At 45.6% G+C, this 274-nt stretch carries 1 protein-coding gene; it reads right to left on the reverse strand.

What is annotated here, in order from left to right; genetic code table 11:
• The coding region (locus Q4528_RS13855) for a hypothetical protein (RefSeq protein WP_303522158.1) at positions 1 to 274 on the reverse strand (274 nt) is incomplete at both ends.

Consider the following 274-nt stretch of genomic DNA (forward strand, 5'->3'; position numbering starts at 1 on the left):
GCCCCCATCCTGAAAAACGTGAGTTTTTCGGATATTTTTGTTTTCCCAAATTATGGGCGGCCAACACGTTTAAATCGACATAATCGCCAATGTTTAAATTGTAATTGGCTTGGTAGTTGCGGTTTTCTACTTTGCGGCTGCCGATACGGTTGTTCATGGTACGAAGCTGAAGGTCCAGCTTGTTGTTGTCGTTTTCATATTCTACTTTGACCAAATGGCTGTTTGAGCGTTGTTGCAGGCTGGTCGGGTCGATTGGAGTCAGGTCCCATTGCGG

The organism is Staphylococcus pasteuri (assembly GCF_030547725.1).
Classification (GTDB): Bacteria; Bacillota; Bacilli; order Staphylococcales; family Staphylococcaceae; genus Staphylococcus; species Staphylococcus pasteuri.